19 protein-coding genes are annotated in these 26158 nt (G+C 70.7%); 12 read left to right on the forward strand and 7 right to left on the reverse strand.

The features are described 5' to 3' along the window. The 5 genes from ABD817_RS08345 (at position 1) to ABD817_RS08365 (ending at position 11082) form a co-directional block, all read left to right on the forward strand. Positions 1–828, forward strand: coding sequence for a helix-turn-helix transcriptional regulator (locus ABD817_RS08345; RefSeq protein ID WP_344916711.1), 828 nt, complete (start codon positions 1–3; stop codon positions 826–828). 122 nt (positions 829–950) lie between these two features. Next, entirely contained in the window at positions 951–8102 is a 7152-nt protein-coding gene (locus ABD817_RS08350) for an amino acid adenylation domain-containing protein (RefSeq protein WP_344917243.1), read from the forward strand. Continuing rightward, on the forward strand, positions 8099–9265 hold the full coding sequence (locus ABD817_RS08355) for an FAD-dependent monooxygenase (protein WP_344916713.1): 1167 nt from the start codon (positions 8099–8101) through the stop codon (positions 9263–9265). Before ABD817_RS08350 ends, ABD817_RS08355 begins: the two co-directional genes overlap by 4 nt. Further along, positions 9262–10626, forward strand: a complete 1365-nt coding sequence (locus ABD817_RS08360; protein WP_344916715.1) for a phthiocerol/phthiodiolone dimycocerosyl transferase family protein — start codon at positions 9262–9264, stop codon at positions 10624–10626. The genes ABD817_RS08355 and ABD817_RS08360 overlap by 4 nt, the downstream gene beginning before the upstream one ends. 21 nt (positions 10627–10647) lie before the next feature. Then, positions 10648–11082 (forward strand): nuclear transport factor 2 family protein, encoded by a 435-nt coding sequence (locus ABD817_RS08365; protein WP_344916717.1) that lies wholly within the window; start codon positions 10648–10650, stop codon positions 11080–11082. An 83-nt stretch (positions 11083–11165) separates the two neighbouring features. On the opposite strand, the gene ABD817_RS08370 is transcribed toward ABD817_RS08365, so the two are convergent. Beyond that, complete coding sequence (locus tag ABD817_RS08370; protein WP_344916719.1) at positions 11166–11387, reverse strand: DUF397 domain-containing protein; 222 nt, start codon at positions 11385–11387, stop codon at positions 11166–11168. Positions 11388–11588: 201 nt separating this feature from the next. On the opposite strand from ABD817_RS08370, the gene ABD817_RS08375 reads away from it, so the two are divergent. Next, positions 11589–11795, forward strand: a complete 207-nt coding sequence (locus tag ABD817_RS08375; RefSeq protein ID WP_344916721.1) for a hypothetical protein — start codon at positions 11589–11591, stop codon at positions 11793–11795. A gap of 141 nt (positions 11796–11936) precedes the next feature. Next, positions 11937–13091, forward strand: coding sequence for a carboxylate-amine ligase (locus ABD817_RS08380; protein ID WP_344916723.1), 1155 nt, complete (start codon positions 11937–11939; stop codon positions 13089–13091). Here ABD817_RS08380 and ABD817_RS08385 read toward each other — a convergent pair. The 3 genes from ABD817_RS08385 to ABD817_RS08395 form a co-directional block, all read right to left on the reverse strand. After that, positions 13074–14642 (reverse strand): NAD(P)-binding domain-containing protein, encoded by a 1569-nt coding sequence (locus tag ABD817_RS08385; RefSeq protein WP_344916725.1) that lies wholly within the window; start codon positions 14640–14642, stop codon positions 13074–13076. The two genes, ABD817_RS08380 and ABD817_RS08385, sit on opposite strands and share 18 nt — an antisense overlap. Before the next feature lie 316 nt (positions 14643–14958). Beyond that, a complete protein-coding gene (locus ABD817_RS08390) occupies positions 14959–15393 on the reverse strand; it encodes a carboxymuconolactone decarboxylase family protein (protein WP_344916727.1) in 435 nt (144 codons plus the stop codon). Between the two features lie 299 nt (positions 15394–15692). Then, positions 15693–16247, reverse strand: coding sequence for a carboxymuconolactone decarboxylase family protein (locus ABD817_RS08395; RefSeq protein ID WP_344916729.1), 555 nt, complete (start codon positions 16245–16247; stop codon positions 15693–15695). 216 nt (positions 16248–16463) lie between these two features. Here ABD817_RS08395 and ABD817_RS08400 point away from each other — a divergent pair, with 216 nt between their 5' ends. The 4 genes from ABD817_RS08400 to ABD817_RS08415 all read left to right on the forward strand — a co-directional run bounded on the left by ABD817_RS08400 (position 16464) and on the right by ABD817_RS08415 (position 19574). Further along, complete coding sequence (locus ABD817_RS08400; protein ID WP_344916731.1) at positions 16464–17372, forward strand: maleylpyruvate isomerase N-terminal domain-containing protein; 909 nt, start codon at positions 16464–16466, stop codon at positions 17370–17372. A gap of 176 nt (positions 17373–17548) precedes the next feature. After that, positions 17549–17737: a hypothetical protein gene (locus ABD817_RS08405; RefSeq protein WP_344916733.1), complete on the forward strand. Its 189-nt coding sequence runs from the start codon at positions 17549–17551 to the stop codon at positions 17735–17737. A gap of 397 nt (positions 17738–18134) precedes the next feature. Then, positions 18135–18686 (forward strand): C40 family peptidase, encoded by a 552-nt coding sequence (locus ABD817_RS08410; protein WP_344916735.1) that lies wholly within the window; start codon positions 18135–18137, stop codon positions 18684–18686. Positions 18687–18737: 51 nt separating this feature from the next. Continuing rightward, entirely contained in the window at positions 18738–19574 is an 837-nt protein-coding gene (locus ABD817_RS08415; RefSeq protein ID WP_344916737.1) for an LLM class flavin-dependent oxidoreductase, read from the forward strand. A 10-nt stretch (positions 19575–19584) separates the two neighbouring features. Here ABD817_RS08415 and ABD817_RS08420 read toward each other — a convergent pair whose 3' ends face one another. The 3 genes from ABD817_RS08420 to ABD817_RS08430 all read right to left on the reverse strand — a co-directional run bounded on the left by ABD817_RS08420 (position 19585) and on the right by ABD817_RS08430 (position 25043). After that, positions 19585–20823, reverse strand: a complete 1239-nt coding sequence (locus ABD817_RS08420; protein ID WP_344916739.1) for a hypothetical protein — start codon at positions 20821–20823, stop codon at positions 19585–19587. Positions 20824–21079: 256 nt separating this feature from the next. After that, entirely contained in the window at positions 21080–24070 is a 2991-nt protein-coding gene (locus tag ABD817_RS08425; RefSeq protein ID WP_344917246.1) for a bifunctional [glutamine synthetase] adenylyltransferase/[glutamine synthetase]-adenylyl-L-tyrosine phosphorylase, read from the reverse strand. A 262-nt stretch (positions 24071–24332) separates the two neighbouring features. Beyond that, positions 24333–25043, reverse strand: a complete 711-nt coding sequence (locus ABD817_RS08430) for a type 1 glutamine amidotransferase (protein WP_344916741.1) — start codon at positions 25041–25043, stop codon at positions 24333–24335. 169 nt (positions 25044–25212) lie between these two features. Between ABD817_RS08430 and ABD817_RS08435 the strand changes: the two genes are divergently transcribed. Next, positions 25213–26076 carry an alpha/beta hydrolase gene (locus tag ABD817_RS08435; protein ID WP_344916743.1) on the forward strand — a complete coding sequence of 288 codons (864 nt, stop codon included), beginning with the start codon at positions 25213–25215 and terminating at the stop codon, positions 26074–26076. Positions 26077–26158 lie beyond the last annotated feature (82 nt).

Consider the following 26158-nt stretch of genomic DNA (forward strand, 5'->3'; position numbering starts at 1 on the left):
GTGCACACAATCAACCGGAGGTTAATTGTGAGCGCGAAAGACCAGCGGCTGGAACTTGCCCACTTCCTGCGGAAGAATCGGGAGCGCGTCACACCGAAGGATGTCGGCCTGCCGACCGGTTCCCGCCGCCGGACTCCCGGACTGCGCCGGGAGGAGGTAGCGATTCTCGCTGGGCTCAGCCCGACCTGGTACACCTACCTGGAGCAGGCCAGAGACATCGCCCCATCTCCGGCCGCGCTGGAGCGGGTGGCCACCGTACTCCGCCTGTCCAGTTACGAGAGGCAGTACTTACGCAGGCTTTCTGAGAGGTCCCGTCAGAGTTCCCACGCTTCCGAGGGAAACGACCAGACGGAGAATCAATGGACACGCATCGTCGAGTCGCTCAACCCCGTTCCCGCATATGTGACCACATGCCTGTGCGACATCATCAGCTGGAACGAGGCCGCCGACGAGTGGTACTCGGACTTTTCCGAACTGGCCAAGGAGAGACGCAATATCGTCCTGTGGATGCTCACCTCACCGGTCTCCCGGAAATGTTTTGTCGATTGGGAGACAGAAGCCCGTGAACTCGTCGCCCGGTTCCGCACGGCAGCGGTGGGATGGTACGGCGACCCACGCCTGACCGAATTGATAGAAAATCTCAACGAAAGTAGCCCCCATTTTCGGAGATGGTGGGAGGAACATCACGTCCTAGGGCCGAATACAAGATCAAGCAAAATGCGAAACACTCGCACGGAAATCATCGACATGACCATTATCGATCTTTACATAGGCCACCCGAACGGCGAAAAAATCGTCATTCATGTTCCAGCCACACATACCGGGTAGAACATCTTTTCCTGGTACTGTCACTGCCACCCCAGCCACCTACTGGATCTCGGGAGCGGCCTCCCGCAGAGTCAATTCGTATCGACTCTGCGGGAGAAAACAGAGGTGAAATCGTGACCGGAGTGGCGCGGATTTCCTTGACGGCGCCCCAACGGGATATCTGGGTGGCGCACGCCCGTTTTCCATACTCCGCGCAGTTCAACGCGTTGATGTACCAGCGTTTCACCGGACCGGTGGACGCGGACAGGTTCGCCGCGTGCCTGGAGCAGGTGCTGCGGCGCAACGACGCGTTCCGGCTGCGGTTCGGGGAGGACGAACGGGACGGCACCCCGTACCAGTGGGCCGGTGAGGACGTGCCCGCCGTGCGGATCGTGGACCTGTCCGGCGCGGCCGACCCCCGAGTGGCCTGCGAGGAGTGGCTGCGCCAGTCGTTCGACCGGCCTCTCGACGTACGGGAGGGCGCCACGGTCGAGGCGACGGTGTTGCGGGAAAGCGAGACGGCGGCGTACGTGTCTCTCAAGGTGCACCACATCATCGCCGACGCGTGGGGACTGAAACTGGCCTTCGACCAGGTGAGAACGGACTACGCCGGCAAACAGGTCGACGACCCGCCCCGTTACCTGGACCGCGTGGCCGAGGACACCGCGTATCTCGCCTCACCGGACCACGACGCCGACCGGGAGTATTTCCGTACCGCGCTGTCGGGTGTGACGCCGGCGCTCTTCGAGAGACGCGCGCCGAGTGGGACCCGCACGAGCGCCCGCCACTCCTTCCCCCTGCCCAGCGGCCTCGCCGAGACGGTCAGGGCGCGCGGGCAGTCACCGTTCGCCTACGTCGCGGCGGCCTTCGCCACCTACCTGTCCCGGATCCACCGCTGCGGCGAGGTCGTACTCGGCGTTCCGCTGGCCGACCGGCGCAGCGCGGCGGCGCGGCGAACCGTCGGCCACTTCGCCAACACGCTACCGCTGCGCGTGAACGTCTCCGCCGCCGAAACCGTGCGCGACCTGGTCGACCAGATTCAGGCGGGCGGGCGCCTGCTGCAACGGCACGAACGGTTCTCCATGGGCGACCTGCTCCGCGACCGGCCCCGTGGAGAGCCACGCGAGATGTTCGACGTGACGCTCTCGTACATCCAGTGGCCCGACGTCGAGCCCGTCCCAAGGCTGCGGCACGAGGCCGCCGGCACCGGTACCCGCGCGCATGACCAGGAAGCGCTGGCGGTCGTGGTCAACGAACCGGGCGACGGAGCCGGCATGACCGTGGATCTCGACTACGCGCTCGACGTGTTCGATGAGGACTTCCCGATCGAAGCCCTCGCCCGGCATGTGTCGACTCTCCTCGCCGGCGCCGTCGCCGAGCCCGGCCGGGGCCTGGCGACGTTGCCGATGAGCCCCCGGGAGGAGCGGGCAGACCTCATCGAACTCCACAACGCGACGGCCCGCGCGTTCCCCGCCGACCAGACGCTGCACGGGCTCATCGGCAGACGCGCGGGTCTCATGGGGAGCCGCACCGCCGTCACCGCGTCGCACGCGGACCCGTCCGGCATCTCGTACGAGGAACTCGAGGAGCGCGCGAACCGGCTGGCGTGGGCGCTGCGCGAGGACGGCGTGCGCGTGGGCGACCGCGTGGCCGTGATGCTGGACCGGAGCCCCGACATGCTCGTGGGCATACTGGCCGTCCTCAAGGCCGGTGGCGCGTACGTCCCGATCGACCCGGGATATCCCGCCGGCCGGATCGCGCTCCTCCTCGCGGACTGCGGCGCCCGGGTCGTCATCACCTCGACCGACCTGCCGGAGCCGGTGTCCGGAAGCGGGCCGCGCGTCCGGCTCGTCACCGACCCGGCAGGCGGCACGGCAGGCGGCACGGCCACCCCCCGCACGGAGCCGCCTTCGCCGCCGGTGACCTCACGCGACCTCGCGTACGCGATCTACACCTCCGGCTCGACGGGTCATCCCAAGGGGGTGATGGTCGAGCACCGGTCGGTTGTCAACCGGCTGGCCTGGATGCAGCGCCGTTACCCGATCGGGGACGGCGACGTGATCCTCCAGAAGACCCCGATCTCCTTCGACGTCTCGGTGTGGGAACTGTTCTGGTGGGCGATCGAGGGCGCGCGGCTGGCACAGCTGCCACCGGGCGCTGAGAAGGACCCTGCCGAGATCCTCCGGGCGATCGAGCGGGAACGGGTGACGGTCCTGCACTTCGTGCCGTCGATGTTCGAGGCCTTTCTCGACCTGGCCGACGACATCCCCGACGCCCGCGCCCGCGCGGCGTCACTGCGCCATGTCTTCTGCAGCGGAGAGGCACTGACGCCCTCGCAGGTCACCCGGTTCAACCGGATCTTCCGCCCGGACGGTGAAGGCCCCGGCCTCGTCAACCTGTACGGACCCACCGAGGCCACGGTGGACGTGTCGTACTTTGACTGCCCCGCCGGGCCCGTGACCCGGGTGCCGATCGGGCGGCCCATCGACAACATCCGGCTCTACGTCCTGGACCCGGCCGGCCTGCCGCAGCCCGTCGGCGCGCCGGGAGAACTGTGCGTGTCGGGCGTCGGCGTGGCCCGGGGGTACCTGGGACGGCCCGACCTGACCGACGCCGTCTTCGTCCCCGACCCGTTCGTCCCGGGCGAGCGCATGTACCGGACGGGCGACCTGGCGCGCCGGCTCGCCGGCGGCGAGCTGGAGTACCTCGGCCGGCTCGACGGACAGGTGAAGATTCGCGGCAACAGGGTCGAGCTGGAGGAGGTCCGACACCACCTCGCCACGGCCCCCGGAGTCGGCGCGGCCGTCGTGATCGACCGCGACACACCGGAACGCGGCGCGCACCTGGTCGGCTACTACGTGGCGGAGAGCGAACTCGACCCGTCCGTGCTCCGCGCCCACCTCGTCTCCGCACTCCCCGAGTTCATGATTCCCGCCCGGTTCGTACGAATCGACGCGATCCCGCTCACGCCCAACGGCAAGACGGATCGCCGTGCGCTTCCCGAGCCCACCTGGTCAGGCGGCGACGACGAGCCGAGCACCGAGGCCGAGGCGGTGCTGGCGGCGGTCTGGGCGCGGGTGCTCGGCGTGCCGCGTGTCGGCGCGCACGACGACTACTACGTCCTCGGCGGCGACTCCATCCTCATGCTGCGGATCCGCGCCGAGGCCGCCGCCCGCGGAGTGCACGTCACGCTGGCCGACATGGTGCGCAACCCCACGCTCTCAGCGCTGGCCGCGCACGCCCGCACCGATCCCGCGCCGGAGCCGGGGGCGGAGCCGTTCGCACTTGTCGCGGGCATCGACCGTGCCCGGCTGACGGGCGCGGAAGACGCGTACCCGGTGACCCGCATGCAGCTCGGGCTGCTCTACCACAGCCGCACCCATGAGGGATCGGCGATGTACCACGACGTGTTCCGCTACACGTTCGAAGTCGCATGGGACGCGACCGCGTTCGCGTGGGCGGCGGACCGTGTGGTGGCGAGGAACCCGGTATTGCGTTCGTCGTTCTCGCTGGCCGGATACTCGGAACCGCTCCAGATCGTGCACCCGCGGGCTCCCGGAGCCCACTCGATCGACGACCTGCGCGGCCTGACCGCGGAGGACGCCGAAGCGCGGACCCGCGCCCACATCGACGAACGCCGACTGCGCGGATACGACTTCGAGCAGGCCTCGCTCGGCCATTTCCGCGCCCACGTCCGTGACGGCACGCTGGACCTGGTCTTCAGCTTCCACCACGCGATCCTCGACGGATGGAGCGCGGCGACGCTCGTCGGCGAGCTGCTCCAGGACTACATGCACGCGCTCGGCACCGGCGCCCCGGCCGTGGCGGCGGCCGATCCGCTCTCGGCGGCCACCTACGTGCGGGAGGAACGACGGTCCCTGAAGAACGACGCCTCCCGGCGGTTCTGGCGCGACGAACTCGACGGCGCCACGCTCGTGCAGTTCGACCCGTACGTCCCGCACGAGCCCCGGGGGACCGGCGAGTTCTTCGCGCACCAGGTCCCGATCCCGGACGACCTGACCTCGGCCGTCCGGGAGTTCGCCCGCGATCACGCGCTGGCCGTCGGGTCCGTGTTTCTCACTGCGCACTGCCTGACCCTGCGGCTCCTGTCCGGTGCGCCCGACGTGACAACCGGCCTGGTCATCCACGGCCGTCCGGAAACCCCGGGATCAGACCGGATGACCGGGCTGTTCCTCAACACCATACCGATCCGGCTACGTCCCGGTCAGGAGAGCTGGCTGGACACGGTGCGTGAGCTGGTGCGCAAGGAGCGGGAGGCCCACCCGCACCGCCGCTACCCGCTCAGCGCGATCCAGGACGACCGCGGCGGCGTGCCGACCATCGAGACCGCCTTCAACTACGTGCACCTGCATGTGCTGGAACCACTGCTGCGCCTGCCGGGGTTGAGACTGCTCGACCTGACGCCCTTCGAGCAGACCAATTTCAACCTGCTCCTGCACATCATCGTCGACCCTCGTGACCTGCGCCTCTCACTCCGCCTGGACTGCGAGGGGACCACGTTCACCCGATCACAGGCCCAGGTGGTGGCCCGGACATACGAACGCGTGTTGCGCCGGATCGTCGAGCGACCGGATGATCCCGTGGACTTCGGGTTCCTCGCCCCGCCGCCGAGGGAGGTCACGCCGGCCGGGACACCGCCCCTGGACGTCGTCACCAGGTTCGCGGCCCGGGTCGCCGAACGCCCCGACGCGCCCGCCGTGACGTTCGGCGACCGGCGATGGAGCTACCGGGAACTCGACCGGGCCTCCGACCAGATCGCACGGCGGCTGCTGGCCTGCGGCGCGTCCCGTGAGGAGTGCGTCGGCATCGCCATGGACCGCTCTCCCGAGATGATCGCCGCGGTCATGGGAATCCTGAAGACCGGCGCGGCCTGCGTACCGCTCGACGTGACCTACCCACCCGAGCGGCTGGCCGTCATGGTGGAGGTGGCCAGGCCGCTGCGCGTCCTCGCGCACTCCCGGCACGCCCGGCTCTCCGGCGACCCGGCCCTGCTGCTGCCGATCGAATCGATCCCGCTCGACGAACCGTGCGAGCCGGTACCCGTACGGATCGAACTCGACGACATCGCGTGCGTGCTGTTCACCTCCGGCTCCACCGGACGACCGAAGGGCGTCGAGCTGCCGCACAAACCGTTCGCCCACTACCTGGAATGGCAGATCACGTCCAGCACCGGAGCGGCGGGCGGCAAGACCCTGCAGTTCGCCCCGCTCAGCTTCGACGTCTCGTTCCAGGAGATATTCTCCACGCTGAGCGGCGGCGGCACCCTGCAACTTCTGACCGAGGAGCAGCGCCGAGATCCCTCCGCCCTGGCCAGGCTGATGGACGCCGAGGCGGTCGAGCGGGTGTTCCTGCCGTACGTCGCGCTCCAGCAGCTCGCCGAGACCTCCGACGCCCTGGGGGTCCGGCCACACGCGCTGCGCGTCGTCATCTCCTCGGGGGAACAGTTGCGGGTGACCGAGGAGATCCGCAAACTGCTGACCTCACTCCCCGGCGTGGTGCTGGAGAACCAGTACGGTCCGACCGAGACCCACCTGGTGAGCCGGTACACGATGACCGGCGATCCGGCCCGGTTCCCCTCCCTTCCACCGATCGGGCCTCCCATGCACTACCTCGACGTCCACGTGCTGAACGAGCGCATGCGGCCGGTCCCCGAGGGGGTCGCGGGCGAGGTCTACGTCGGCGGCGTCGGCCTGGCCCGCGGCTACCGGGGCCAGCCCGAGCTGACCGCCAGGAGCTTCGTCCGGGACCCGTTCGGGAAACCTGGCGACCGCCTCTACCGGGTCGGCGACCGGGCCCGCGCGCTACCCGGCGGCGACATGGTCTTCCTCGGCCGCGTGGACGGCCAGGTGAAGGTGCGGGGCTTCCGGGTGGAGCCCGCCGAGGTCGAGTTCGCCATCCTGGCACTGGCCGCCGAGCATCCCGGCATCCGGGAGGCCGCAGTGGTCGCTCAGCGCAGAGACGGTGGCGACGCGTTCCTGGCGGCCTTTCTGGTCGGCGACCCGACCGCCGTCGAACTGGGCGAAGTGCGCAAGCGGCTACGTGCGACCCTTCCCGACTACATGGTGCCCAGCTACTTCACCTGGTTGCCACGCCTGCCCATCACCCCCAGTGGCAAGCGCGACGACACGGCGCTCCGCTCGGCCTCGGTCGCCACCCGCTCCACGGCGGAGGCCACCGCACCGCGAGACGAGTACGAGCGGGCGCTCGCGGACATCGTCGCCGACCTCCTCGCGTCCCCCGTGCACAGCGTGCACGACGACTTCTTCGAGTCGGGCGGCACGTCACTGGCCGCGATGCGGCTGATCGTGATGATCGAGAAGCACTTCGGCGTGCACGTGCCGCTCTCGGCCCTGACCGCCACCCCGACCATCGCCGACCTGGCCGCGCGGCTACGTGACGGCTCGGCGGAGACGACGTTCGACCCGCTTGTCCCGATCCGGCCACAGGGCGGCCGCCGACCGCTGTTCCTGGTCCACCCGCTCGGCGGCAACGTTCTGTGCTACCTGCGGCTGGCCCGGCATCTACCGGACGACCAGCCCGTCTACGCGCTGCAGGCGGCCGGCACGGAGCCGGGAACCGAACCGCTGCGAAGCGTGGCCGACCTGGCGGCAAGCTACCTGCGCTCGGTCCGCCGGATCCAGCCCGAGGGCCCGCTCGCGCTCGGAGGATGGTCCTTCGGCGGATACGTGGCCTTCGAGATGGCCCGGCAGCTCCAGCTCGCCGGAGAGACGGCGGAACCCCTCATCATGTTGGACACCATCGGCCCGGAGCCCGGCCACATCCCGGACGCCGGCGACGACTCGCTCCTGGAGTGGTTCTTCTGGGAATTGCTCTGGAGCGACCAGGGCGGCATGTCCGAGGTCGAGGCCATCCCAGCGGAGCTGAACACCGAAACCGACCGGATCGGGTTCGTCATCGACCGCGCGACCAAGGCCGGGATCCTGCCGCCCGGCACCTCCCAGGCGTCGGTGCTCCGGCTGTTCGAGCTGTACAAGGCGAACTGGTCGGCCCTGCTCAACTACCGCCCCGGCACCACCGACGTGGACGTGACCCTGCTCAAAGCCACGGACCCGCTGCCCGACGTGCTCAAGCCCATGCACACGGCACGGACCGCCTACCACGATCCGGCCAACGGCTGGACGGCGTACACCGCGGGCAGAGTCGATGTCGTCCCCGTCCCGGGTGACCATCTGGTCCTGCTCGACGAACCCAACGTACGTACCGTCGCCCAGATCATCACGAACATGACACAGAGCGGAGGCACGGGTAAATGACCGCCACCAGAACCAGGAAGGCGCTCGTCGTGGGCGCAGGCATCGGAGGTCTCAGCACCGCCGCCACGTTGCGCCGGGTCGGCCTGGACGTCGAGATCTACGAGCGGGCGTCGGAGCTGCGGCCGGCGGGCGGGGGGCTGTCGTTGATGACGAACGGCGTGCTCGCGCTCCGCGACGTCGGTGTCGAGCCACGGTTCGAGGACAGCGGCGTGGTCTTCGCGAAGCTGCACTTCGCCACCAGACGCGGCCGCCCCATCCGCACGGTGAGCTTCACCGAGCTCGCCGACGAGCTCGGTGCGCCGAGCTACGGCATCCACCGCGCCGATCTGCAGCAGGTCCTCCTCAAGGAGATCGGCGACACCCCGATCACGTTGGGCGCCGAGGTCACCGGGTTCACCACCGGGCGCGACGGTGTGACCGTCCACTTCAAGAACGGCGAGGAAGCCCACGGTGACTTCCTGGTGGGTGCGGACGGCTTCGGCTCGGCCGTCCGGCGGCAGATCGCCGGGGCCGAGCAACCGCGCGAGCCCGGCTACGTGTGCTGGCTGGCCACCCCGTCCTACGAGGATCCGCGCCTTCCCCATGCCTACGTGGCGCACTACTGGGGCAGGGGCAAGCGGTTCGGCATCGCGAACATCGGCTCGGGCCGGATCTACTGGTGGGGCACCCAGAACATGCCCGCCGCCCAGGCGCGCACATGGCACGGCGGCAAGGAGGACATCCTCCGGAGCTACGCCGGCTGGGCCGACGAGGTGCTCGCGGTACTCCGGGCCACCCCGGAGGAGGAGATTCTCACGGTGCCCGCGCAGGACCGCCCCTTCCTGGAACGGTGGGGTGAGGGCCCGGTCACCCTGCTGGGCGACGCGGCGCATCCGATGCTGACCAGTGTCGGCCAGGGCGCCGCCCTCGCCATGGAGGACGCGGCGGTCCTGGCCCTGCGGCTCGCCGACACCTCCGACACCGTCGCCGCGCTGCGCGCCTACGAGGACGAGCGCCGCCCGCGTACTCGCAAGCTGGTCGAGCTGGCGTACTCCTTGAGCAAGATGGAACAGGCCGAGCGGCCGCTTCAGGTGCTGGCCCGCAACTCGTACTTCCGATTCGCCTCCAAGTCCGCCCTCGACCAGCACAACCGCCTGCTGCTCGACTTCCGGAGCACCCGATGAGACGGCCGCTCAGCCCGCTGGAGCGGTGGTACTGGATCTCCGACCAGATCTCCCCTCTCAACGTCATCTCACACGTCCGCGTCCGGGGTCACCTCTCCCATGAGCGGTTCGGCAGCGGCCTGGACATGCTGCAACAGCGGCACCCGCTGCTTCGGGTCGCGATCGAGGCCGGCCCCGGAGACGAGGATCCCTGTTTCGTACCGTCACCGGCTCCCATACCGATGCGCACGGTGAACGTGCCATCGGCCCTGGAAACCGAGGGCGGCGCGCAGCCCCACTGGGAACGGCAGCTCAACGAGGTCGAACTGGTCACGCCAGTCGACTGGCGGACGGGACCGCTGGCCCGCGCGGTTGTGATCAGTCAGACAGGGAGCGGCGACACCGACGAGGACGTGCACGACCTCATCCTGACCCTGCCGCACTGCATCGCCGACGGCACCACGGTGCTGACCCTGATCCGCCAGTGGGTCGAACTGGCCGCGGAGAACACCGGGCGCTCTGGGCTCACCCCGGGTGACGGGGACAGAAGCCGGTCCGAACCGGAGAGGCCCGCGCCGGAGGACATGCTCCCGGCCCGGTACCGGGGAGCGGCCGGGACCGCCAGGACGATCCGGCAGTTCGCTCGTGACCAGGGGGCGCTCGCCCTGCTCCGGCCCCGGCGGTTCGAGGCCAGCCAAAAGGTGCCGTTCGAGGATCGGCGGACCCGGCTCATCCGCCGATCCCTGGACACCGAGCAGCTGGAAGCTCTCACGAGCGCGTGCCGCAGCAGGGGGGCCACCGTCCAGGGGCTGCTCGCCGCGGCGATGGTGGCCTCGGTCGCCGGTGACGCGAACTCCTCGGGCCGCATCACGATCGGCTCCCCCATCGACATCCGCCCGGACCTGGTTCCCCCCGTCTCGGGTCGGGAGGTGGGCACGTACGTGGCGACGGTGCCGTCCATCGTCGCCTACCGCCCCGGGGACTCCCTGTGGCCGGTGGCCCGCGAGATCAGCACCGACCTGAGCAAACGCAGGCGCCGTGGCGACCCGATCTCATCGATCAACCAGTTGCGGTGGGCCGCGCCGAAAACAGTGGCCACCAGCACGCGCTTCCTGAACTTCATGGACCAGAAGGGGCCGATCACCTTTTGCCTGTCCAACGTAGGGCGGTTCGACTTCCCGGACAGGATCGGCGACCTGCACGTGTCGCACGCCGAGTTCATCGCCGGCCTCTCGGTCAACGGCCTGTTCGTCGCCACGGTCAACACCAGTCACGCCCGGCTGGCCTGGAACTTCACCTACGTCGACCGCATGGTCCCGGACGATCGAGCACACCGCCTGGTCGACGGATGCCTGGAAGCGGTCGAGTCGGCCGTCAAGTGAGAGAGCACCAAAGGAGAGAGAATGCCGAGTAAGGAAGCTGTCGAGATCTTCGGCCGCAACATGGAGCTGGTGTCGGCCGGGAAGATCCGCGAATGGGTGGACCTGTTCACCGAGGACGCGGTATTGGAATTTCCCTTCCCGCCCCCCGGCTTCCCCCCTCACATCAAGGGCAAGGAAGCCCTGTACGAGCACATGAAGAACTTCCCCCAGCTGCTCGAAGTCACGTTCTCGACCCCCGTCTACTATGACGCCGCCGATCCCGGGCTGGTCATCGCCGATTTCACCAGCGAGGGCAGAGCCCTCATGACGGGCAACCGGTTCCACCAGACCTACTTGAGCCTGGTCTGGACGGCGAACGGAAAGATCACCCGCTACCGCGACTTCTGGGACCCGTGGGTGATCATCCAGGCGCTCGGCGGCCCCGAGGCCCTGGCCGGGCCGGTGGAGAACCACTGAGCTGGACCGTTCGCACGTCCTGCCCGCGGAGAACAGACCATCGGGGCGGCGGACTCGCTGTCGCCCCGTGCCGAGGTGTCCGTTTACCTGGCGGAGAAGTCAAACTCGCCGTTCTTGACGCCGCCGACGAACGCCCGCCACTCGGCGTGGGTGTAGACGATCACCTCGGCACCGGGGCGGCGACTGTGCCGTACGGCGACGCGCCCGCTGCCATCGGCCGGCGGACCGGCCTCGACGCACTGCCCACCGCCGTCAGGACTCCGGGTGCTGACGCGCCAGGCGACATCCGCCAGATCCTCGGTCATATCACCGGCCGGCTTCTTGACCGGCACCTCCCAGCACGAGAGAACGCACCGCCACCTCGGGTCGAGGTGGCGGTGCCCATGCGGCGATCGCCGGGTCCGCCAGGACCCGATCGGATCGGAGACCGGCTGATCGTGCCGCCGCCGGGTCGGCTGCTCTTCGTACGGGAAAAGCCGGGCCCTTCTCAGCCGCTCCCTGCGATCATGCTGTCCGACGGTCCCTCGTCCGGGCGGGTGCAGTGGATCCTGGGCCGGTTCGACGTGCCGATCGACCTCGAACTGCCGGCGAACGCGATCGCGCTGCTCCCTCTGATGATGCGGCTCGACGGTCCAGGACAGGGCCGGATCATCCCGCATGACTTCCAGTTCACCGGCACGGTCGATGGGTACCAGGTCTACTCTGCGGCGTGAACGGGGTGCCCCAAGGCCGGGGGTCGATGTACCCCGGCTTTCAACGAGCGGCCGAATCGCCCGCGAAAGCGGAGGCGGATAAGTACGGTTACGTCGGAACACGTTAATGATCACCGCCGAGCCCTCACCTTCGGAGCAGCGATGACGGAAACCGTCGAGTCCGCGCAGCCAGTGCCGCCGCCCTTCAACGCCACCCGCCCGCTGGTGGGGGTGGAGGAGGAGTACCTGGTCGTCGATCCCCTGACACGGGAGGTGTCCCCGCGGGCCGCGGAGGTGATCGCGCAGGCCGCGCGGGAGCTGGGTGAGCGGACGAGCACCGAGATCACCCGGTTCCAGGTGGAGGCCAAGACGCCGCCGTACGCGGGGATCTCCGGCCTGGAGGAGCAGGTACGGCACATGCGCGCGGCCATGGCGGCGGCGGCCGGGGAGCACGGGCTCGCCGTGGTGGCCTCGGGCACCCCGGTGCTGGGCGACGTCGTGCCGCCCCTGATCACCGATCATCCCCGGTACGGGGTCGGGATCGCGACCTACCGATCGCTCCACGACGAACAGACCATCTGCGCCGGGCACGTCCACGTGCACCTGCCCGACCGGGAGGCGGCGGTGCTGGTCTCCAACCACCTGCGGCCGTGGCTGCCCGTCCTGATCGCGATGATGGCCAACTCCCCCATGTGGGCCGGTCGCGACACCGGATACGCGAGCTGGCGCACGCTGTGCTGGGGCAAGTGGCCGGTCGCCGGTCCGCCGCCGTACTTCTCCTCGCTGGCCGAGTTCGACGAGCTGGTCGGCAGGCTGACCGAGGCGGGCGTGCTGGTGGACCCGGGGACGATCTTCTGGGACATTCGGCCGTCCTCCCGGCTGCCGACGCTGGAGATCCGGGTGACCGACGTGCCCGCCACCGCGGAGGAGGCGGGCCTGCTCGCCGCCGTGGTGCGGGCGCTGGTGGTGACCGCGCTGGGGCGGGTCACGGCCAGCGACCCCGGTCCGAGGCTGTCGGCCGAGCTCCTGCGCGCGGCGTACTGGCAGGCCGCCCGCGACGGCCTGGAGGGGCACGGCATCTCCCCCGTCACCGGCGAGCTGCTGGCCACCGGCGACCTGCTCGACGCGCTCGTACGCTACAGCCGGCCGGCCCTGGAGGAGACCGGTGACCTGGAGATGGTGACCGAGCGGCTGGCGTGGCTGCGCGCCGTCGGCACGGGGGCGGCACGCCAGCGTGCCGCCCTCGCCGTGCGGGGGCGGCACGCCGACGTGGTCGACTACCTGGTGAGGCAGACCACCTCAGGAGGCGTCGGCTGACGTGCCGTCCCGCGCGGCCAGCTCCTCCTCCAGGAACGCGCGCAGCGGCCGCACGTGCCGTACGGGATGGCGCCATTCGGCGAGCAGGTCCTCCAGGAGGTGGCGTTCGGCGACCATGTCACCGCGACGCCAGTGGCGGATGACCGGATGCAGGAAGGCGCTCTCGTCGGCCCGCTCCGGGGTGGGGTGGCGCTGGATGGCGAAGACGTCGCCGTAGTCCTGGCGCCCCCACCGCAGGGTGAGGGTGAAGACCTGGGCCTCACCGGCGAACCGCTCGACCGCGTAGTCCTCGGGCAGGTCCTCGTAGTGCCGGATCCGCCCGGTGGCCGGGTCGACCACGTACGCGTCGCACAGGTACTCGAACTGGGTCCACAGCGCCGAGCTGTGGTTGACCCGGTCGAGCATCGTGCCGGCCAGCTCGCCGGGGTCGGCCGGGAGCTCCCGGTGGTCGAGCGGTGTCCGCTCGTAACGCTCGGCGAGCAGCCTGGACATGGTGCGCAGGTTGTACCGGAAACCGTCGATGAACGCGGACGACGCGCGTTTGAAGTCGCGTCCCTGCATCAGGGTGCCCGCGAAGTAGAGCCCGTCGACGTTGACCGACTGCCAGTCGGGGCCGAGCGCCGGGATCCGCCCGTTCGGGGCGAGCTCGGGGCGGCACGAGTCGGCGAAGGGGCCGGTGTCCATCCGGAAGCCGGTGCACCGCAGCACCGCGTCGTACTCCAGTAACGCCTCCTCGCCCTCGGCCAGGGTGTAGGTGATGGCGGCCCTGAACGTGCCGTTCTCGCGCCAGATCCGGTCGATGTCGCATTCGAGCACACCGTGGAGCGTCTTGAACCAGTAGCTGTCGAGCAGCGCGCCGTACTGGCCGCGCACGTCTCCGGGATGCTTGCTCGCCCAGGTCAGCCGGACGGGATGCGGGCTGGCAAGATGGATGACGGCGGCGTACGGGAGCAGGGCCTGGGCGGTCTCGAACGCCGAGTTGCCCTTGCCGATGATCAGCACCCGCTTGTCGGCGAACTCCTCCCCGCCCGTCGGCATGTCCTCGTACCCGGTGGCGAGCTCGATGCCCGGGATGTCGGGGATGTTCGGCCCGCCCCAGCCGGTCGCCACGATGACGCACTCCGCGTGGAACACCTGACCTGCGGCGTGCACGACGAACAGGCCGTCGACCTTCTCGATCAGGTCCACCGGGGTGGAGAAACGCACGTTGAGCTTGTGCTCGCGCTGGAAGTCGGCGAGGTAGTCGACCAGGTCGTCCGCGCGCGGGAAGTACTCCTTCGAGTAGCGGGGGAACAGCAGGTCGGGCGAGTCGTTGAGCAGGGAGTTCCAGTCCCAGCGCAGCTTGATCTCGGGATCGTCCTGGGCGGTGTGCACCTTGTTCAGCGAGATCAGGCGGCGGTGCCGCGGATAGTGGCGGAAGAAGGACGCGGGGGCGGCGTCACGCTCCAGCGTGAGATAGTCGGCCCCGGCCCGCTGCAGGAAGTAGCTGAGCTGCAACCCGGCCGGTCCCGCGCCGATGATCAGGTAACGGTGGGGGGAGGTCGCTGTCATCGGCCGCGCGGCCCTCGCTCGCCGGGCACCCCGGCCCGCTCGCACGCTGGGCGTGTGGTCCGCGTCCGACGGCCGAACGGGCCGGGAACGCCCGGCTGATCATTACCCGGCGTGACATGCGCCATGGACACTCCTTGAGGGATCGGCGACGGAGCACTTCACGCGCAGCGTGAGCGATCATCGCGGCCGGGTCAACCCTCATCCGGCGCCAGATCAGGCAACAGGCGAATTATTTCTCAAATTTCGCGATAAAACAGCTTCGGTGGTCATCCTTTACGGCCCCGCACCCCCTCCTGCGTTCCCCCTCACAAGGTGTTCAGGCCTGGCGCTGCAGCTCGGCCAGTCCCGCCACGTAGCCGTCGGACCGCCTCGCCCGCTCGGCGTAGACGGCGGGGTCGTCCGGGGCGTAGGTGGCCAGGCCGTCCACGTACCGGTTGAACATGCAGAAGGCGGCCGCGATCAGCACGGTGTCGTGGATCTCCATGTCGGTGGCCCCCAGGGCTCGGGCGGCGTCGACGTGCCGTTGGGTGACCGCCTTCCCGCCCCGCTGCACCGCGCCCGCGATATCCATCAGCGCCCGGAGCTTCCCGGAGACCGGCGCCGCGCTCGGGTTGGCGCACGCCTGCTCCACCAGCGGCATGCCCTCGTCGAGGTGGGCGGCGGCAATCGCCGCGTGCGTGGAGAAGCAGAACCGGCATTCGTTCAGCGACGACACGTAGGCCGCGATCAGCTCCCGTTCACCACGGGACATGGAGCTCTCTCCGCACAGCAGTACCTCCACCAGCTCGTTCAACGGGCCGGCGGTCTCCGGACGGTAGCGAAAGAGACTGCGGACTCCCGGTTCGTCAGAGTTCAGGGAGATAAAGGCCATGAGTACCCCTTCGTGGAACTTTGGATACTTATAGCGTTGGTCTTTCGTTTCTCCGTCGCATCTCATGACGTGTGATGTCAGTGTCCCCCGGAGGGGCATGACCTCCCGGGCTCCCGGGCGAGGGCGAAGAGCTCCGGGCGATCACGGCCGACGCGCGACGACCGCCCGGAGTCCCCCGGTCAGCCCTGCGGCTCGGGGAACGCGCGCAGATAGCCGCTCTCGACGATGCGGTCGGCCATCACCTTGTAGGCGGCGGGGTCGTCCGGGGTGAACGCGGCCAGGCCGTCCACGTACCGGTTGAACATGCAGAAGGCGGCCGCGATCAGGATCGTGTCGTGGATCTCCACGTCGGAGGCCCCCACGGCCCTGGCCTCGGCCACCTGCCGGTCGGTGACCGTCTTCCCGCCCTGCCGTACGGCTCCCGCGATGTCCAGCAGCGCCTTCATCTTGTCGGAGATGGCGGCGGCGGCCGGGTCGGCGCAGATCTCCCCGACCGGGGTCGTGCCCTCCGGCAGCTGCGCCTCGGCGAACGCGGCGTGCGAGGAGAAGCAGAACCGGCATTCGTTCCCCGCGGACACGTAGGCCGCGATCAGCTCCCGCTCGCCCCGGGACAGCGAGTTGTCACCGCGGAGGAGCACCTCGGCCAGCTCACTCATCGGCCGCGCGGTCTGCGGCCGGTAGTGGAACAGGCCGGAGATGCCCGGCTGGTCGTTGCCCAGCGTGATGTGCGCCATGAACGCTCCTTGAGGGTGGGAATCGACACGCTTCAGGCGCAGCGTGAGCGATCATCGTCGCCCGGTCAACCTTTCGACCGAGGACGGCGGAACGGGAAGCGGAGACCGGTCTCAGGCGGCGCTCGCCGGCCGGGGTGCCGGGGTGAGGAGCGCACTTTGGAAGAACCGCGCCGCGAAGACCGGTGTTAGCGTGCTCGTGATCCGGATGAGGGGACGATGTCCGTGTCCAGAGCGAACCATCAGTGGCGGACCGTTCGCACGACGCTGGAGCGGGCCGGTGACCGGTTCACCCGCCTGCTGACCTCCGTCCCGCCCCGGACGATGGCGACGCGCGACTGGACCGTCGCCGAGACCGGCGCGCACGTCGCGGCCATCGCCCACCTCTACACCGCCATCGTGCGCCAGGACGGCACTCCGCACCCGATGCCCGAGCTCGCCGGGCCGATCGCCTCCACCACCGTGGACACCGTGGCCGACGTCAACGATCTCGCGCTGGGCTCCTACCCCGAGCGAGACCCGGCCGAGCTGGCCCGGCGGCTGCGTGCCGACATCGGCGAGATCCTGCGCGCGACCGAGCGCCTGGACCCGGCGACGCCCGTCCCCTGGCTCGGCGGGGCCGGCGTTCCGCTCGCCGGGGTGCTCGCCCACCTGGTCAACGAGACGCACCTGCACGGCTGGGACATCGCCCGGAGCGGACGCGTGCCGTGGACGATACCGCCGCGCGAGGCCGCGCTGTTCTTCGACCTGTTCCTCGTCGGGATGATCCGCGAGGGGTACGGGCGGCTGATGGACACGGCCGGGCCCAAACGGTCCGGGCGCATCGCGGTCCGGTTCCACTCCCGGTACACCACCCCGGCGACGCTGGTGCTGCGGGACGGCCGGGTGTCGGTGGAGGAGCGCTCGTCCCGCGCCGACGTCCATCTCGCCTTCGACCCGCCGACGCTGAACCTGGTGCTCTTCGGCCGGGTCAGCCGTCCGAGGGCCGTACTCACCGGCAGGGTCGTCGCCTGGGGGCGACGCCCCTGGCTGCTTCCGCCGTTCCTGCGCGAGGTCCGCCTGCCGGCCAACCGGCGTCCGCGTCGTCACCACGCGACGACCGCCGGTGAGGCCGCCGTCGACGCCTGATCCGGGCTCGCCCTCCGGCCGCCATACGGCGCTCCCACCGGATCCCGCACCGGGTACGTGGCGAGACCGGCCAACACGACATTCCGTCCCGCCGTTAGATCGCCGCCGTACGGGACAGAAGGGTGGGGCCGGGTACGACACGCGCCCGGTCGAAGCCCACCAGCTGGAGGTTATGCATGCTTGCTCAGACCACGCGGAAGGCGGCGCTGGCCGCGGCGGCGATGGCGGCGCTCGTCGGCCTGGTCGGCGGTTGCGGGGGCGGCGGTGACGACGACGGGGACGACGGCCCCGACGTGGTGAACACGACGACCGGACCCGGCGTGGACGACGACGGCGACGGGGACGACGACGGGGACGGCAACTGACGACCGTCCGCGAGGCACGGCCGGACGGCGACCTCCGTATCGCCCCGGCGGCGTGCCCACCACTACCGCGACCCGCGTGCCCCGCACGCGGGTCGCCGCGTGTCGGGACCCCCTGGGCCGTTCCACGGCCGAAAGCAGCGCCCGTCACCAAGCCCCCACATAGGGCAAACCACCACACGACGCGCATCACCGGCTTGTTGGGCAGACTGGTCATGACTCACATGGATCGACCAGGCGAGGTGACGTGGCGGCGCTCCGGGACGAAGAGGCGCGTCTCGGGGCTCCCCGGGCCGGGGAACCGCGCCCCGGACGTCGGGAATTCCTCGGACTGCCCAGCCTTCCCGACCTTCCTCGTAATCACGGCCCGCACAGACACCGGAAGCAGGCCGCGGCGGCCGTGCTCCTGGGAACGTTCCTGCTGCTGAGCTCCTCCGCCTGGGTACCGACCCGGCCCGTCACCCCCAACCGGATCACCGCCATCGCGTACGCGATCGAGGCAGGACAGCACCAGCCCGGCTGGTCGGGCGGGGAGATCCCCTACTCCTGGGGCGGCGGCCACGACGACGACCCCGGCCCCTCCCTCGGTACCTGCCAGGGCTACCGGGGATCGATCCGGCCCTGCCCCGCCACCAGGACCCTCGGCCTCGACTGCTCCGGTCTCACCCGCTGGGTCTACCACCTCGCCTACGGGCGCGACGTGCTGGGGCCGGGCAACACCGACGACCACGTCAGGCGGCTCAAGAGGATCCCCGCCTCGGCGGCCAGGCCGGGGGATCTCGTTTTCTACGGCAAGGTCGGCAAGCGTAAAGTCAGGACCCACCACGTCGGCGTCTATGTCGGCCAGGGCAAGATGATCAATGCGCGGAGGACCGGGACCGAGGTGCGAATCGATCGCGTCGCGGCCATCGACGACCTCGCCGGCTACTTCCGCTACGCGAAGCCCCTCTGAGGTCCCGCGAAAACGGCACAGCGGGAACTCCCGCCGTTCACTAGGAGAGATATGCGTCTGGGCGTCATGTTCGACCGTGACCTTCCCCCCGAGTCACTCGTCCCCTTCTGCCGTCATCTGGAGACGACCGAGGTGGACGACGTCTGGGTGGTGGAGGATCTCGGCTGGACCGGGGCCGTCTCGTCGGCGGCCACCGCGCTCGCCGTCACCGAGCGCCTCCGGGTGGGCATCGGGATCACCCCGGCGCCGCTGCGCAACCCGGCCCTGCTCGCCATGGAGCTGGGCAACCTGGCCAGGCTGCACCCGGGCAGGCTCGCGGCCGGTATCGGGCACGGCGTCCAGGACTGGATGCGCCAGGTGGGCGCCCTCGCGCCCTCGCCGCTGGCACTGCTGGAGGAGACGATCACGGCGGTACGGGGGCTGCTGCGCGGCGAGACGGTCACCCTCCAGGGCAGGGCCGTACGGTTCGACGGGGTGAGCCTGGTGCATCCCCCCGCCGTCGTGCCGCCACTGCTGGCCGGGGTGGTACGGCCCCGCTCGCTGGAGCTGTCGGGACGGGTGGCGCAGGGCACGATCCTGCCCGAGGGGGTCGGCCCCCGGCAGATCGAGGAGGCCCTGAAGCTGACCGGCGAGGATGATCACGAGATGGTGGTCTTCGTCCACCTCTACCTCGGCGACGACGCCTCGGTGGTCACCGGCCTGGCCGAGGACTCCGCCGGGTTCCTGAAGGTCGCCCCGGAGGAGGTCGTGATGGCGGTGGGCTCTCCCGAGGAGGCCGCCGACCGGATCAGGTCGCTGTGGGAGGCGGGTGCCCGTACGGTCGTGGTCCGCCCGTACGGACCGGACCCGCTGCCCCAGGTGGACCTGCTCCTGGAGCGGCTCCGCTAGGAGCTAGGAGCTAGGAGCGGTCGCCCCGGACACCGGTGAGGCGGCGCAGGACGTCCCACCAGAACGAGGCGCCGAACAGCAGCGCGACCATGGTGAGCAGGTAGCCGGGCCAGTGCCCGGGAGTGATCAGCCGGTCCCACCACGCTCCGCCGTTCCAGTGGAAGGACGGGTCATCGGCGGAGCCGTCGGGCGGGATCGTGATGCTCACGATCGAGTGGTCGAAGATCTTGACCAGCGCCGGGGAGCTGAGGGACTCGGTCACGCACTGGTACGGCTCGGCGAGACCGATCTCGCCACCGGCGCACTTGTCCTTGAGCGCGGCGTACCCGTCCCCGCCGCCGCCCGCGATGGCGCTCACCCCCGCGCGGTAGGCGTTGTCGCGCAGCAGGGTCTTGCCGTACTCCAGCGCGTCCATGCTGAACGCCAGCGTCAGCACCACGCCCAGCGCGAACACCACCCACTTCACGTAGCGGGCGTAGAGCGTGGACAGGCGCTGCATCTCCCCGTTGAACCAGTCCTCGACGCCCTTGCGGAACCTCGGCAGGTCCCGCTGTGCGCCCTCCCAGACGCCCTTGAGATGGCCCGCGAGGGGACTGTTGATCGCCTCCAGCTTGGCGAGCAGGCCCTCGATCCCGCCCTCCTCGGCGGCGACCAGCTCCATCACCGCGCCGGAGAACCGCTCGGGCGGGATATTGGCGATGCTGGTACGGGCGCCCTTGGGGTGGTCGATCTCCTGGAGCCGCTCGTACAGCCGCGCGGTCATGTCGACCGGCGGCACCGGCCTCTCGGCGGGGCCATCGTCCACCGAGGAACCGGAAGAACCGGACGCTTCAGACGCGTCAGGAGATCCGGGGGAGCCGAGGGGTCCGCCGGTGCCCGCCTCCTCGACGATCTCCTCCGAGACCCTCTCCCCCGCCTCCCTGGCCTCCTCCGCGGCCAGGATGGTGGCGGGATCGACCCGCATCGGCTCGACCACCGAGGGCGCGGGGTCGGGACTGTGCACCGGTCGCGGATCGTCCTTGGAGAAGGGCAGTTTCGCGAAGACGTCGGCTATCTTCGACGGGATCCACGACCTGCCGTCCCCGGAGCCGTCCAGGGTGTCCCTGAGGTAGGCCCACAGGAACTTGCTGCGGATCCCGAGCAGCCGGACGAAGGCCTCGTTGATCCCGCTCACCAGGAGCGACAGGAGCAGGAAGGCCAGGATCAGGCCGATGGCCAGATCAATGTAAACGGATATCAAAAGGATCACCCGGACCGTTGATACACGCCCGCCCCCGGCGACGCAACGCGATCACTCAAAACAGGTCGGTTTTCGTGACCCGGAGAGCACACGAACGAGGACCCGGAGAGCACACGGACGAACGGGTGGCCCCTCCGGCGCGGGCCGGCTCCCCACGCGCCGCGCCGGGCGAGCCGGCCTCCCGGAGGGACCGGCCCCCGGCGAGGAACCGGCCGCCCCCGAAGCCCGGAACTCTTCCGAGAACCCTCCCGGAAACCAGACCGGATCAGTCCTCGTAGAAGACGCGTTCCACGACCCGGCGGGCGCGGCGGGTGGCGCGGCGGTAGTCGTCCACGAAGTCCGACGCGCCGTCGGGCGGGTAGCCGAGGGCCTGGGCGATGAGCGTGCGCTCGCGGGCGTCCACCGGGATCGTGTCGGAGGCGCGGCCCCTCACCGCGACGATGGCGTCGCGGATGCGCGAGGCGAACCGCCATGCCTCGGCGAGCACGGCCTCGTCGGCCTCCGACAGCAGATCCTCCGTGACCGCCGCGCTCAGCGCCTCCAGGGTGCGGGTGGTACGCAGCGAGGGCCGCATCCCCGCGTGGCGGAGCTGGATCAGCTGGGCCACCCACTCCACGTCGGACAGCCCGCCGGGGCCGAGCTTGGTGTGCAGGGCGGGATCGACCCCGCGCGGGAGGCGTTCGGCCTCCATCCTGGCCTTGAGCCTGCGGATCTCCAGCACGGCCGAGTCGGAGAGGCCCCCCTCCGGATAGCGCAGCGGGTCGGCCAGGTGCAGCAGCCCGACGCCGAGCTCGGCGTCCCCCGCGGAGAAGCGGGCGCGCAGCAGCGCCTGCGACTCCCACGGCGACGACCACCGCTCGTAGTAGGCGGCGTAGGAGGCCAGGGTGCGGACCAGCGGCCCCGCCTTGCCCTCGGGACGCAGGCCGGGGTCGATGAGCAGCGGCGGGTCGGGGGCGGGCAGGGCCAGCAGGCGGCGCAGCTCGTTGGCCACCTCGAACGCCGTCTCGGTGGCCTCGCGCTCCGGCACGCCCTCCAGCGGCGAGTGCACGAACATCACGTCGGCGTCGCTGCCGTACGAGGACTCGACCCCGCCCAGGCGGCCCATCGCGATCACCGCGAACCTCGTGCCCAGCGAGGTGCGGCGCTCCATCTCGACCTTGTCGATGGCGGCGTCGAGCGCGGCCTGGATCGTCACGTCGTTGAGCCCGGACAGCGTCTGGCCGACCTCCTCGATGCCGATGATGCCGGAGAGGTCGGCGACGGCCGTGCGGAACAGCTCCCTGCGGCGCAGCGCCCGGACCGCGGCCACCGCGCCCTCGGCGTCCCCGGGGTGGCGGGCGACCACGGTCCGCGCCTCGGACAGCAGCGCCTCGACGGGCCTGGAGGCCAGCTCCGTGTCCGAACCGAGCATCGCGACCGCCTCGGGGGCGTTCATCAGCAGCCCCGTCACGTAGCGGCTGGTACCGAGCATCCTGGCCAGGCGCGACGCCACGGCGGTCTCGTCGCGGAGCAGCCGCAGGTACCAGGGGGTGGAGCCGAGCTTGTCGGAGACCTGGCGGAAGCCGAGCAGACCGGCGTCGGGGTCGGGGGCGTCGGCGAACCAGCCGAGCATGACCGGCAGCAGGGTCCGCTGGATCGCGGCGCGGCGGGAGACCCCGGTGGTCAGCGCGCTGATGTGGCGCAGCGCCCCGCTCGGGTCGGCGTAACCGAGCGCCTCCAGGCGGGCCTTGGCCGCGGCCGTGGAGAGCCGGTCCTCCGACTCGGGCAGCCGGGCCACGGCCTGCAGCAGCGGCCGGTAGAACAGCTTCTCGTGCAGGCGCCTGGCCTCCATCGCGTGCCGCCGCCACCGGGTGGTGAACTCCCCCACCGGGTCGGCGGTCATGCCCAGGCTCCGGCCGAGGCGGCGCAGGTCGGCGTTGCCCTCGGGCACCACATGCGTGCGGCGGAGCCGGTGCAGCTGGATCAGGTGCTCGACCTGGCGCAGGAAGGTGTACGCCTCGGCGAGGGCCTTGGCGTCGTCCCTGCCCACGTAGCCGCCGCGCGAGAGGGCGCCGAGCGCGGGGAGCGTGGCGCGGCGGCGCAACAGCGGGTCGAGGCGACCGTGGACGAGCTGGAGCAGCTGCACCGCGAACTCGATGTCGCGCAGCCCGCCGGGTCCGAGCTTCAGCTGACGGTCGGCCTCGCCGCTGCGCACGTGGGCCTCCACCCGGCGGCGCATCGCCTGGACGTCCTCGACGAACTTGTCGCGGGTGGCGGCCTGCCAGACCATCTCGTTCATCGCGGCGACGTACTGCTGGCCGAGTTCGGCGTCGCCCGCGACCGGCCTCGCCTTCAGCAGGGCCTGGAACTCCCAGGTCTTGGCCCAGCGCCGGTAGTAGGCGAGGTGGCTGGCGAGGGTGCGGACCAGCGGCCCGGCCTTGCCCTCGGGGCGCAGCGCCGCGTCGACCTCCCACAGCGCGCCCTCCGGGGTGCTGGTCGAGCAGGCGCGCATCATGCCCTGAGCCAGCCGGGTGGCGAGCTTGATGGCCTCGTGCTCGTCGAGAGAAACGTCAGAGCCGTCGGGGCCCTCGCGCGACTCGGCCACGAAGATGACGTCGACGTCGCTGATGTAGTTGAGCTCGCGTGCCCCGCACTTGCCCATGCCGATGACGGCGAGCCGTACCGCCCCCGCCTCCGGGTGCTCGGACCTGGCGATGGCGAGTCCCGCCTCCAGGGCGGCTCCGGCCAGGTCGGACAGCTCGGCGGTCACCCCGGACAGCGAGACGACCCCGGTGACGTCACGGGCGGCGAGGTGGAGCAGGCGCCCCCGGTAGGCGGCGCGCAGCGCCGACAGGGTGGCGGTGGAGGCGTCGGCCGCCCTCGGCTCGGAATCGTCCGGCTCGGCGCCGACCGCGAGCAGCAGCTCCGAGCGGAGTTCCTCCTCGCTCGGGCGGTCCACGGCCAACGCCCCGCCGAGCATGCGCCAGTGGTCCGGGTGCCTGACGACGTGGTCGCCGAGTGCGGCGCTGACGCCGAAGACGCCGAGCAGCCGCTCGCGCAGGCCGGGGTCGGCGCGGAGCGCCCCAAGGACGCTGGGATCCTGCTCGGCGAGCCGGTTCAGCGAGGTGAGCGCCAGGTCGGGATCGGCCGCGGCGACCAGCGAGGTCAGCAGGTCGATGTCGCCGACGGCCTCCGGCCCCAGCTCGTCGAGCAGCCGCTCGGCCCTGGCCCCGTCGGCGAAGCCGAGTCTCGCCAGGCGTCCGGCCGTCGTCTGCATCCGGGGCACGGTTTCCACCGACCCTCCATGGTCCTCGATCACAAGCACGGGTGCCCTTCCTCAATCCCTACCCCGAGCGATCAAAGGTGCACGCCCCCCACGGTCGCATGGGCCTCGGTCCCCCCAATGGGCGGGGGGTATCGGCGTGAACCGCCTTCGTATCCCCACCCTGGCTCGCGTCCCAGGCGTTCGGAGCGTCGCCGCACAGGTTAATCCCGAAACTGTGCGGCGTCGTTAGCGGATTCGGACCGTAATCGCGCGGTCACGCGGTTTGGACGGCGGTGACGGCGGCGGCGAAACGCTCGGCGAGCGGCCTCCACGCGGCGACCAGGCCGTCCTCGGCCTCCTTCGCCCGCGCGTTGAGCTCCTCCACCGAGTGGCCCAGGCCGGTCAGGGTGTCGGCCGATCCGGCCGTCCAGCCGGCGAAGATCTCCGGGGTGGCCTCGGGGTGGAACTGCACCGCCCAGGCGTTCTCCCCCAGCCGGTAGGCCTGGTTGGGGTACGGGTCCCCGGTGGCCAGCGGCACCGCGCCCGGGGGGAGTTCGGTGATCGCGTCGCGGTGGTACTGCACGGCGGGAGAGGGGCCGAGGCCGGTGAACAGCGGATCCGCTCCGGCGGCGGCGAGGGGGACGACCTCGGTCACGCCGACCTCCAGCCCGTGCTCCCCGCGCCCGACGGCCCCGCCGCAGGCGAGCGCCATGAGCTGTGCCCCCAGGCAGATCCCCAGGGTCGGCACGCCCTCCTCGACGCAGACGCGGATCAGGTCACGGGTGGCGGGCAGCCAGGAACACCTCTCGTCCTCCCAGGCCGCCGCCTCGCCGCCGAGGACGATCAGCCCTCCGGTGACCCGCTCGGGCACGGACTCGCCCAGGTAGGGCCGGACGACCTCGCAGACGGCTCCGGCCCCGGACAGCCATCCGGCGAGGAATCCGAGCCCCGCGTCGGCCTCGTGCTCGATGACGGTAATCCTCATAGGGTAATTATGAGCTGATATGCATACAGAACGGTCACAGCCGGAGGGGTACTACGAGACCGCCACCCTTCATGTCGGCCACGGACATTGACCTCGGACGCGAGCACCCGCCACCGTGGCATCGGTCCCGCCGGAACCGGAGGCGGGGCTCCATGCCCGAGGAGAACCGATGAACCCCGTCCTGAGTGACGTCGAGGTCCCCGGCGGCGCGCTGCGCGTCGCCCGCTTCGGCACCGGGCCCCGCGTGGTCGTCGCGGTGCACGGCATCACCGCCTCGCTCATGGCCTGGGCAGGCGTCGCCCGCAGGCTCCCCGCCGAGTGGTCGCTGGTCGCGATGGACCTGCGGGGCCGCGGCCACAGCGCCGACCTTCCCGGCCCGTACGGCCTGGCCGGGCACGCCGAGGACGTGAACCTCGTCGCCCGGTCGGCAGGCGCCGAGTCCGGCATCGTGCTCACCGGTCACTCGATGGGCGCCTACGTCGCGGCCCTCGCCGCGGCGGGGCACGACTACGCCAGGGTGGTGCTGATCGACGGCGGGCTCCCGCTGCCGCTACCCCCGGGCGCCGACCCCGACGCGGTCATGGAGGCCACGCTCGGCCCGGCCCTCGCCCGGCTGGACCGGACCTTCCCGGACGTCGGCGCGTACGTGGACTTCTTCAAGGCCCACCCCGCCTTCGCCGAGGCGTGGACCGAGGAGGCGGAGGAGTACGTCCGCTACGACGCGTCGGGACCTCGGGGGGCGGTGCGCTCGCGGGCGCGCCGGGAAGCGGTCCGCGAGGACGGCCGGTGGCTGCTCACCGAGGGGGAGGCGGTCGGCGCCGCGCTGCGCGCGATCACCTCTCCCCTGTCGCTGCTGCGCGCCCCGCGCGGACTGCTGAACCAGCCTGTCGGCATGCTGCCCGACGAGCTGGCCGCCGCGTGGGCCAGGCGGCTACCCGCGCTGGAGGACGAGGTGGTCGACGACTGCAACCATTACACGATCCTCTTCGAGGACCGCTGCGCCTCGCTGGTCGCCGGGCACCTCTCCCGCTGAGCCCACCGAGCCCCGCTGAGGACCCGGCGGCGACCCGCGCCACCCGGGGCCGGGTCACCACCGTACGGAACGCGAGAAGCCC

Origin of the sequence: Streptosporangium oxazolinicum, assembly GCF_039537505.1 — a bacterium.
Taxonomy (GTDB): Bacteria; Actinomycetota; Actinomycetes; order Streptosporangiales; family Streptosporangiaceae; genus Streptosporangium; species Streptosporangium oxazolinicum.

Bases quoted from the DNA above. Each gene is read 5' to 3' on its own strand.
- ABD817_RS08355 (WP_344916713.1), top strand. From the start codon at position 8,099: ATGACCGCCACCAGAACCAGGAAGGCGCTCGTCGTGGGCGCAGGCATC.
- ABD817_RS08360 (WP_344916715.1), top strand. From the start codon at position 9,262: ATGAGACGGCCGCTCAGCCCGCTGGAGCGGTGGTACTGGATCTCCGAC.
- ABD817_RS08365 (WP_344916717.1), top strand. From the start codon at position 10,648: ATGCCGAGTAAGGAAGCTGTCGAGATCTTCGGCCGCAACATGGAGCTG.
- ABD817_RS08370 (WP_344916719.1), bottom strand. From the start codon at position 11,387: ATGACCGAGGATCTGGCGGATGTCGCCTGGCGCGTCAGCACCCGGAGT.
- ABD817_RS08375 (WP_344916721.1), top strand. From the start codon at position 11,589: ATGCTGTCCGACGGTCCCTCGTCCGGGCGGGTGCAGTGGATCCTGGGC.
- ABD817_RS08380 (WP_344916723.1), top strand. From the start codon at position 11,937: ATGACGGAAACCGTCGAGTCCGCGCAGCCAGTGCCGCCGCCCTTCAAC.
- ABD817_RS08385 (WP_344916725.1), bottom strand. From the start codon at position 14,642: ATGACAGCGACCTCCCCCCACCGTTACCTGATCATCGGCGCGGGACCG.
- ABD817_RS08390 (WP_344916727.1), bottom strand. From the start codon at position 15,393: ATGTCCCGTGGTGAACGGGAGCTGATCGCGGCCTACGTGTCGTCGCTG.
- ABD817_RS08395 (WP_344916729.1), bottom strand. From the start codon at position 16,247: ATGGCGCACATCACGCTGGGCAACGACCAGCCGGGCATCTCCGGCCTG.
- ABD817_RS08400 (WP_344916731.1), top strand. From the start codon at position 16,464: ATGTCCGTGTCCAGAGCGAACCATCAGTGGCGGACCGTTCGCACGACG.
- ABD817_RS08405 (WP_344916733.1), top strand. From the start codon at position 17,549: ATGCTTGCTCAGACCACGCGGAAGGCGGCGCTGGCCGCGGCGGCGATG.
- ABD817_RS08415 (WP_344916737.1), top strand. From the start codon at position 18,738: ATGCGTCTGGGCGTCATGTTCGACCGTGACCTTCCCCCCGAGTCACTC.
- ABD817_RS08425 (WP_344917246.1), bottom strand. From the start codon at position 24,070: ATGCAGACGACGGCCGGACGCCTGGCGAGACTCGGCTTCGCCGACGGG.
- ABD817_RS08430 (WP_344916741.1), bottom strand. From the start codon at position 25,043: ATGAGGATTACCGTCATCGAGCACGAGGCCGACGCGGGGCTCGGATTC.
- ABD817_RS08435 (WP_344916743.1), top strand. From the start codon at position 25,213: ATGAACCCCGTCCTGAGTGACGTCGAGGTCCCCGGCGGCGCGCTGCGC.